Genomic DNA, 1,113 nt, shown 5'->3' with positions numbered 1-1,113 from the left:
CGGCCGTCAGCGACGGCGGCGGAGGCGGCTCGGTGCGGCGTACGGCGATCCTGCTGATCGTGATCTCCACGCTGCTGGTGGTGTTCGCCCTCGCGTTGGCGACCACGTCGCTGCGGCGGCGGATGGCCGCCCCGGCGGCCGGACCGTCCACGGCGCCGACGGAGTGACCCGGACGGCCCCGACGACGCCGGCTCGGCGTCCCCACCGCCGCGCCACCGGTGATCTGGATTACGGCGGGCGGATGGAAACACCTCAAATCGGGGTGGAATCTCGCTGGATCGCATCCCACAGGGCGGCCTCCGAGAAGGTTGGGGCGGCGATTCGACGTAGGCTCTCAGGTGAGGTAACTACAGCGGACCGGGCCCGCCTCCGCGGGTCTGGTGCAGCGGTGCGTCAAGGAGGTCACGTGGCCGGGCAAGGCGAGGTCACCATCATGTTCAGCCGCCCGCGCGACCGCGCCCAGCGAAGCGAGGTGCAGGCGTGACCAAGCAGATCCGTCAACTGGACCGGGTGGTCATCCGCTTCGCCGGTGACTCCGGCGACGGCATGCAGCTCACCGGCGACCGGTTCACCTCGGAGACCGCGCAGCTGGGCAACGACATCTCCACGTTGCCGAACTTCCCGGCCGAGATCCGGGCCCCCGCCGGCACCCTGCCGGGCGTGTCGAGCTTCCAGGTGCACTTCGCCGACTACGACATCCTGACCCCCGGCGACTCGCCCAACGTGCTGGTGGCGATGAACCCGGCGGCGCTCAAGGCGAACCTGGCCGACCTGCCGCGGGGCGCGGACATCATCGTCAACACCGACGAGTTCACCAAGCGCAACCTGGCCAAGGTCGGCTACCAGTCGAGCCCGCTCGAGGACGACTCCCTCGCCGGCTACGTGGTGCACCCGGTGGCGCTGACCTCGATGACGGTCGGCGCGCTCGCCGAGCAGGCGGTGTCGAAGAAGGACGCCGAACGGGCCAAGAACATGTTCGCCCTCGGCCTGCTCTCCTGGATGTACAACCGGCCCTACGAGTCGACGCTGCGCTTCCTGGAGCGCAAGTTCGCCGCCCGACCCGAACTGGTCGCGGCGAACGTCGCGGCGTTCCGCGCCGGCTGGAACTTCGGC

The 1,113-nt window shown here is 70.2% G+C and carries 1 protein-coding gene; it reads left to right on the top strand.

Going from position 1 to position 1,113, the window contains the following annotated elements:
• Window positions 1-480: 480 nt before the first annotated feature.
• A partial coding sequence (locus AB0B91_RS66430; RefSeq protein WP_358343345.1) for a 2-oxoacid:acceptor oxidoreductase family protein occupies window positions 481-1,113 on the top strand: 633 nt, incomplete at its 3' end.

The sequence above is a fragment of the Nonomuraea sp. NPDC049141 genome, assembly GCF_040648415.1.
Taxonomy (GTDB): Bacteria; Actinomycetota; Actinomycetes; order Streptosporangiales; family Streptosporangiaceae; genus Nonomuraea.
This window is presented reverse-complemented; position numbering and strand designations above follow the sequence as displayed.